The following is an 8532-nucleotide window of genomic DNA, read 5'->3' on the forward strand; positions in this document are numbered from 1 at the left end:
AATCTATTTATCAGCGATAATCTTCAGCCCTAATTTTATCGTTTCATAAGGGATGGCTCCTTCAAAATGTTCAAAGTAAGCTTTCAATGAATTAGGATCATTAAGATCAGATTTTGCTTTTTTGATCGCTTTGAGATCAGATTTTGGAACGAACTGATGCAGGTTGATTTCCTCCTTCTCGTCATAAAGTTTGATTAGGTGTGCGTAGATCGTATTGGTTGAAACGCCTTTTTCCTTTGCCATTTCCTCTATACTCAATCCGCGGTCATATAATTCCAGTGTTTCCTTAAAGGTGTTGGACTTTTTAGAACGCTTCGTTTTCGGTTTTTTCTCTCTTTTATCTTTACTGAAGGCAATGATCTCTTTGATAAAGCGATAGCCATAGTCTTCCATTTTTTTACGACCTACTCCGTCTATCAGCAGGAATTCTGCATCAGACATTGGACGTTGTTTTTCCATGTCCTTTAATGCTGCATCATTAAAAATGAGGTAAGCAGGAATATCTTCTTCCTTTGCGATGGAAAGTCTCAACTGTCTTAGTTTTTCGAATAGCGAATTAGAAGCTGACTCTTTTTTATCCTTTTCAGCTTTCTCCACTTGCTGCTTAACATCTGCCAGAAAGACCTTCTCTTTACTGAATAGAACTGACTTTGCATTTTCAGTTAACTGAAGATGATTGTTTTTATCAAAAGCGATTTCAAGCAAACCAAGATTGATCAATTGTATAATATACTGCTGCCAGTTTTGCCAGGAAATATCTTTCCCGATACCATAGGTAGAAAGCTCCTGGTAATTATTCTTTCGAACCACTTCATTTTGTGAACCCCTTAGTACATCGATAACTACAGAAATTGGTTCGGAAGCTTTAAGTCGGTAGATACATGAAAGTGCTTTTTGAGCGATGATCGTGCCATCAAAGAATTCCGGTGGATTCCTGCAAATATCACAATTACCGCAATCCTCCTGAAGGTACTCTCCAAAATAACCAAGCAGGATCTTCCTTCTACAGGAAAGTGCTTCAGAATACTGTTTCATTCTGTCAAGCTTTGCCAATTGTACCTCTTCATTCTTTGCATTCGAAGCAAATTTTTGAAGCTGGATCACATCAGCATAAGAATGAAACAAAAGTGTTTCAGATTCCAGTCCATCTCTACCGGCACGTCCAATTTCCTGGTAATATCCTTCCAGGTTCTTTGGCATGTTATAATGAATGACCCAACGGATATTAGATTTATCGATTCCCATTCCAAAGGCGATGGTTGCACAGATGATCTGTTTTTCATCATTGATAAAGTCATCCTGTATCTGCGAACGTTGATCATGATCGATTCCTGCATGATAGGCTTCAGCTTTGAATCCTTTTGCTTTCAGTTTGGCAGCAAGCTCTTCAGTAGTTTTTCGGCTTAGACAATAAACGATTCCACTTTCAGAAGTACGATTTTTGAGAAAATTAGCGATCTGCTCAAACCGCTTGATCCCAGGTTTTACTTCCAGGCTTAGATTCTTTCTGTCAAAAGAAGCAATATGTTTTTTGGCTAAAGGTATATTCAGCTGTCGGCAAATATCATTTCTAGTAGCTTTATCTGCAGTTGCGGTAAGCGCTAGAATTGGAGTTGAAGGGAACCTGTTCTTAAGATATCCAAGTTGTGTATAGGCCGGACGAAAATCATGTCCCCAACTCGAGATACAGTGTGCCTCATCGATGGCGATTAGACTAACTTTTCCATCTACCAGAAATCGATCTACGATTTGAAGACTTTCCGGAGCAACATAAATGAGTTTAAGCTCTTTATTCTCAATTTGCTTGAAAATAGCTTCACGTTGATCTTCGGTCTGGCTACTGTTGAGATAAGCGGCAGGAACACCATTGGCATTCAATCCATCTACCTGGTCTTTCATGAGTGCTATTAGTGGGGAGATTACCAGCGTAATTTCAGGTAATAAAATTGCGGGAAGCTGGTAACAAATAGATTTCCCACCACCGGTAGGCATGATCACCAGGTTATCTTTTCCATCGAATACAGACTGTATGATCTTCTTTTGTAAAGGTCTAAACTTCTCATATCCAAAATACTCCTTCAGAGTATCTAGCAGCTTAACTTCATTCATGTTACAAAGGTAAAATTAAAGGCTCAGAACAACCAGCTGCAAGGTCAATTTTCAGCAGGAATAAATATTCTCTTACCGAATGTGAAACCGAGAGTATTGACAGATTATTCCTATTTTTATGAAAATTAAAAGTTTATATGGCGAAACGAAGAAAGCTGTTGCTAAGGCGTCCTAAACATACAAAGACGGTAAACCAGGTGCCTGGAACAATGACCTATGTAGGGCATAAAGAATCTTCAGAAACCAAACTGGAAGTGATCGATTATAATGCCGATCAGTACGAAAGGTATACTTCCAATTCGCCAGATGACGCCTTTAATTATGTAGATGAAAAAAGTGTAACCTGGTTTAATATTGACGGGCTAAATAATATTGGTGAGATCGAAAAACTGGGGGATTACTATGAATTGCATCCCCTCGTGATGGAAGACATCGTAAATACCGGGCAGCGACCTAAAATTGAAGAATACCAGGATTATCTTTTCATAGTTGCGAAAATGCTTTACCACAAGGATGGTGAAATAGAAAATGAGCATATTAGTATGATCGTTGGTAAAAATTATGTCATCACCTTTCAGGAATCTGATGGTGATGTTTTTGATCCTATCCGTGAACGTCTGGAAACTTCAAAAGGAAGGATAAGAGGTAAGGGAGCAGATTATTTAATGTTTGCTCTTCTTGATGCCATTATAGATAATTATTTCCTGGTGATCGATGATATGAGCGATCGTATTGAACTGCTGGAAGAAAGTCTTTTTACTAACAGACCAAGTGATGATATTGTTTACGAGATCCAAGATCTTAAAAGAAACATTCTTAGAATTAGACGTGCTGTTTTTCCTTTGCGGGAGGTGATAAGCCGACTGGAAAAAATGGAGAGTGAGATCATAGACCCACATACCGGAAATTATATTAGAGATCTGTACGATCATATAATTCAGATCTCAGAGAATATCGAAATCTATCGGGAAATGATCTGGGGTCTTATGGATATGTATATGACTACGATTAGTAACAAAATGAATGAGGTCATGAAAGTACTTACCATTATGGCGAGTATCTTTATTCCACTTACCTTTATCGCTGGAATCTACGGAATGAATTTCGAATATATTCCGGAGTTGCAATGGAAGTATAGTTACTTTGTACTTTGGGGAGTAATGATCATCATATTCCTGTTAATGCTTTATTATTTTAAACGAAAAAAATGGCTTTAAAATTCACTAAGATCGTTAAGATTACTGCCTGCAGTGTATTTATTCTGATAAGTTCTAATACTTCAGCTCAATCTGAAGCTGTTGCAGACAAGGAAATGAATAAGATGTATGTAGGAACTTATACAAAGAAAGAAGGCCATGTAGATGGTAAAGCTGAAGGGATCTACTTACTACATCAGGATCCTGATAATGGGAGTCTGACTAACTGTGGGACCCAGGCTAAGATCGTTAATCCTTCGTTCGTAAAGGCAGGAAGGCAGGGGAAATTTCTTTTTGCGGTTAGTGAACTGGGACCGGGAGACGATAAGTCTGGTTATGTATATTCTTACCAGATCCAGGAGAATGGAAACCTTAAGGAAATTAGTAAACTTTCTACTGGAGGCTATGCTCCCTGTCATATCGCCCTGGACAGATCTGGAAAGTTTGTATTCGTTAGTAATTACATGGGTGGGGTAGTAGCTACTTATAAAGTTAAATCTGATGGAGCCCTTGAAAAGGTGAGTGAATTAAAACTTCCTGAAGCTGAAACCGCTCACGCACATACAGTTAAAATAAGTGGTGACAATAGAACTGCATATGTTGCAGACCTGGGTAATGACCGACTTTTAGTGTACAAATTTGATGTTGCCAGTGGAACACTTTCAAAGCACGAAGATTTCCAGGTTCAACTTCCTGAAGGAGCTGGTCCAAGGCATTTAAGTTTGAGTAGAAATGGTAATTTCGTTTATAGCATGAATGAGCTGAATTCTACAGTGACCACTTATAAGGTCTTAAAGGGAGGCGCACTTGAAATTGTACAAACTCTTAGTACATTGCCAGAAAGTTATTTGGATAAGAATTCTGGAGCAGATATCCATATTGGTAAAGATGGAAAATATCTATATGCCAGTAATCGCGGTCATAACAGTATTGCTATATTTAGTATAGATCAGGTCAACGGAAAATTGAAGAATGTAGATTTTGTTCCGGTAGCGGGAAAGACACCACGAAATTTTGCCATATCTCCTTTCGGAAAATACTTATATGCCGCCAGTCAGGATACTGGAAATATAACCACCTACACGATCAATCCTGAAAATGGAAAACTAAAGATTCAGGAACCGATTTTTGAGATTAAAACTCCGGTATGTCTGGAGTTTCAGAAATAATAAAAGCAGCCATATGGCTGCTTTTTTTCTATACGTCCTGTACAACAAAGAAACCATCGTTTCCCTGTGACTGGTATAGCGGCATGAAAATATAAGCATCCCATTCGCTATAAACTTTCTCGCCGTTCTGTTCCGCTAGTAGTTCGCCTTTTTCAATTTTCTGAAAATTCTCATAACCTTCTTTCATTTTGAAAGTATCTCCATCCTCCAAACCATGGCGGTGAATTATTTCGAAGGTCTTTTGATCTGGAGCATTCTTTTTACTGAACCTTTCCACACACTCCGGATAGGTGGAGATTTCGGAAAGATCTAATTTATTTGCTTCCTTCAGAGCTAACCAGATCACCCCTTCGTGATTTTCTTCCGAAGTATTATCTGTATGCTGTCCAGCTTCGAACACAAAACCAGTCATTCCGGTTCTACTTAAATAATGGTCGATGTCTCCCGTAATGATATCACTAAAACCTCTAATGATATAAGTCGGGAAATTATGGGCCCAATCATCATTATCGTTCACTTCCTGCACCGATACATACGGTAAACTTGCAGATGAGGTAGTATGGCAATCCAGAAAATACCTTTGCGTATGTTCTTTTTCAGAATATTCATTTAGTACCTCAATGATCTCGAACATTTCTTTTTGCTCATGAGTTTGAGGATCATTTCTTTCAATATTTTCTTCTGTCCAGGTTCTGTTGAGGTCCTCGTCAATATAACGTTTGTTCTCATTAAGTGCTTTCTGATTCCCGGAAACTCCTACAATCTTTCCTTCGATCTCAGGTTTGGTTTTATCCAGTTGTTTAAAAACTTCCTTCAGGGCGAATACACCACTTGGTTCATTTCCATGAATTCCAGCTGTTACGAATAATAACGGTCCCGGTTTTCCTGAAGAATATTCTCCTATGATCCTGTCTACATTCTCTTCTAGCTTCTCTTTCATAAATTAATCCATTGTGGCCAGAGTCCTGTTGCTCAACTGACCTTTATACATATTCTTATACTCAACTTTTCTTTCGATCGCCTCGATGATATAATCTGTAAAAGGTGAAAGTCCGATATCCTTAAAATGCTCCATTCCACCAGGACTTAGTACATTGATCTCGATCAACTTATCCTTTACGATATCAAGTCCCACGAAAAATAATCCATCACGAATTAATTTAGGTGCTGTTAGATCAACGATACGTTGCATTTCCGGAGTTAGTTCACTACTATCTGCTGTAGCACCAAGACTGAAATTACTACGGAATTCGCCTTCGCCTGCGACTCTTCTAATAATTGCTTTTTCGCCATCTCTTTCCATGATTTTACCATTTAGTAATAAGACACGTACATCACCATCTTTTACATCTGGTAAAAATTCCTGCGCAATTACGTATCCCTGAGAGCTTAAATGATCAATAATCTGGTTGGTATTTTTCTCATGTTCATCTATAAGATACACATCCTGTCCTCCTGACCCTTCCAGGGGTTTCAATACCATCTTTTTATTCTGTTTCTCCCAGAAATCTAAAAGTTGATCCTTATCTCTCGTAATGATAGAGGCAGGTTTGATTTCCTGAGGTAACTCTTCGAAATACAACTTATCTATAAAGGCATGCGATAGGGCATAGGCATCATTTAGAACAAGAACATCCAGTTGCTGGATCATTCTACCAAATGCTACTCCAGCTTGCTCAGCCCATTGTCTGCCTTCTTCTTCGGTAGGATTGTTTCTAATAAAAAGGACATCCAGTATCGTGCAATCAATTTGCTTTTTTATAGCCTTGGGACCCTGTAAGGCCTCCAGAAATTTCTTAGTAGACTTGGTTTTGGTATCCTTTGGGGGTTGAGTAGAATTTATAGTGATAGGTTTATCATGATGGAAGTTAAAATCGCCAACACCCATTGCATAAACTTCATGACCTCTTTGATGAGCCATCTGCATTAGCGCGTTCGATGTACCATCTTTCTCTGTTGCGACATCATTTAATACAAAACATATTTTCATTTACATACCATTTGTGGAAGGCTTAAACCATTCCTGATTAATTTCAATTTTTCGAACATTTGTTCACTATGAAGAAACCGGGGTTTTATCCTTAACGGTTCCAGAACTTTTCTGTCTGTTAATTCCCGGATTATATTTGTGTGCTTAATTCCGTATTTACCGGCTAGCAGAATATCATAATCATCATTATTCTTAAGGTGTTCTTTCAGTAGAACAAGCCCTTTTAAATAAATAATATCTTTAATAAATCCACCGCCCTGCATGATTCGGGAAGTGATATTGAATGCTCTTTCCGCAGAAAAGCCGTAATCCATTTTTAATAGTCTGAATATTTCCTGGAAATTCGCACCGTCTATAACTGCCTGTCCTGCCAGCACTCTTCCGGCAAGGATTCTAAGTCTGTTAGCCGTAAGACCATCTACCATAAATTCAGACATTACTGCCAGACCTTCCTGCAGTGGATCATAATCTGCAAGACCAATACTTAATTGCTTAAGCGGTTGTCTGCTTCCATTGTAATGTGTGAGAATATGTGTTCCAACTTCGTGCTGGATGAGTGCCTCCGCCTCGATACGGCTCATTTCATAATCTGCAGGAATGTATAATTCTCCATGCGAAACCATCATTACGTTCACATCTTTCCGAATATGCACCTTGCAGTTAAAGTTTTCATCCTGTTGTTTAAAATAATCGAACTCCTTACGGGCAAGGCTACTAAATGCTTTAGCGTCAAGAATATCATTCGATTCGCTATAAGTTTCTTCCGGTACTTCGTTAAGTATGTTCTGAGCCTCTTCACATAATTGTCGATCCACACCTTTATAGAGTCGGATGCTATCATACATAAAGTTGCTGGATCCACGTTCACCAAGCATAGTAATCTGCATATCAAGCTCTTCACGTTTTTCGCGGAATAGAAAGGACATGGCTGGATCGTCAATGTCTTCGATCTTAAGATTGTAAAGTCTGCGTTTTAAAATATCAGGATCAACCGGTAGCAGGCGATAATGATAATCCAGAACATTCTGGTAGTTACTTTTAAAGAACTCTTCCTTGATCTCGTGGATATTTGCAGGTGAAACCAGCCATAGGAATTGATATGATTTTTCGATATCTGCCAATTGCTTATCAATATCGAATACCACCTGCTTTAGATATTTCCTTCCCAGAGCGTTAAAGCTGGCTACGCCGCCCGTAGTTTGTACCCTGATAAAATCAAAGAAGGACCTGTGCATGGCCTTGATCAGGAAGTCTTTAAAATTTCTAAAAAAGACAGGATATAATTTATTATTCTCATTTCGGTATATTGGCGGAATTTCAAGGCTAACGAGAACAGCTCCGCAATTTTTAGCTTCCTCAATACTCATAAGATCTTCGGAATCTTCCGCATGCCTGTGTATGGTATCTACAATCTCTGTATCCAGATACAGGCCAGTAAATACTTCATTTATGGTTAATAGATCCTTCTGAAGGGTTTCTAAACTGGTAGGAAGCTTTTCAGCAGGACCCTTAATACGCAGTTTCTGAGAGTCCTCGGCTCCCGCATAGATCTCGAATAACAAATATGATTTCATTTCTACTGAAAGAAAATCGGAAATAGCAATCAGTAATTTTTGATAGCCGGCAAAATCTGAATTTCCTATGACCATATAGGAGGATTCACTGGTTATGAACCTTTTAGTTCCTTTATCATTCGATTTTTTCCGGTAGATAACCAGGTAGGGTAACTCTTTTTCAATATGCAAGATTCCCATACCGGGAAGCATGCAGCTTATCTCCTTCTTTTCTTTAAGGATTGTTAAGATTTGTTGAATGGAATTTTCAGATAGATCAGGTATTTCCTGCATAATTTGAAAACTTATATTTTAATCTTCTATAAACGCCATGTTTAGAGAGGATTTGATTGGTTTTATAACATTTAGCTTACTCCAATTTAGGAAGAATTAACCGTTCAAATCCTGTCTGTGATCTTTTGACAAATTTTTATGACAGGCTTAATATAATTTAGGAAATGGGGAGCAGACTATAGAAAACAAAAAAGCCTTCCGTGAGGAAGGCTTTTCGTGAT

General features: G+C 38.4%; 6 protein-coding genes. 2 read left to right on the plus strand and 4 right to left on the minus strand.

All coding sequences use genetic code 11. The features are described 5' to 3' along the window. Positions 1–3: 3 nt before the first annotated feature. On the minus strand, positions 4–2109 hold the full coding sequence (recQ, locus tag ACNI3T_RS11800; protein ID WP_418227979.1) for a DNA helicase RecQ: 2106 nt from the start codon (positions 2107–2109) through the stop codon (positions 4–6). 137 nt (positions 2110–2246) lie between these two features. Here recQ and corA point away from each other — a divergent pair, with 137 nt between their 5' ends. Next, entirely contained in the window at positions 2247–3326 is a 1080-nt protein-coding gene (gene corA, locus ACNI3T_RS11805; protein WP_322302752.1) for a magnesium/cobalt transporter CorA, read from the plus strand. Continuing rightward, positions 3317–4474 carry a lactonase family protein gene (locus ACNI3T_RS11810; protein WP_418227980.1) on the plus strand — a complete coding sequence of 386 codons (1158 nt, stop codon included), beginning with the start codon at positions 3317–3319 and terminating at the stop codon, positions 4472–4474. The genes corA and ACNI3T_RS11810 overlap by 10 nt, the downstream gene beginning before the upstream one ends. Positions 4475–4502: 28 nt before the next feature. Here the strand turns inward: ACNI3T_RS11810 and ACNI3T_RS11815 are convergent, their stop codons facing one another. The 3 genes from ACNI3T_RS11815 to ACNI3T_RS11825 are packed head-to-tail and all read right to left on the minus strand — an operon-like array spanning position 4503 to position 8311. Beyond that, a complete protein-coding gene (locus ACNI3T_RS11815; protein ID WP_418227981.1) occupies positions 4503–5414 on the minus strand; it encodes a succinylglutamate desuccinylase in 912 nt (303 codons plus the stop codon). Positions 5415–5417: 3 nt separating this feature from the next. Beyond that, a complete protein-coding gene (locus tag ACNI3T_RS11820) occupies positions 5418–6464 on the minus strand; it encodes a glutathione synthetase (RefSeq protein WP_418227982.1) in 1047 nt (348 codons plus the stop codon). Then, entirely contained in the window at positions 6461–8311 is a 1851-nt protein-coding gene (locus ACNI3T_RS11825; RefSeq protein WP_418227983.1) for a flavohemoglobin expression-modulating QEGLA motif protein, read from the minus strand. The genes ACNI3T_RS11820 and ACNI3T_RS11825 overlap by 4 nt, the downstream gene beginning before the upstream one ends. Positions 8312–8532: the final 221 nt, after the last annotated feature.

The sequence above is a fragment of the Christiangramia qingdaonensis genome (assembly GCF_048381525.1).
Lineage (GTDB): Bacteria > Bacteroidota > Bacteroidia > Flavobacteriales > Flavobacteriaceae > Christiangramia.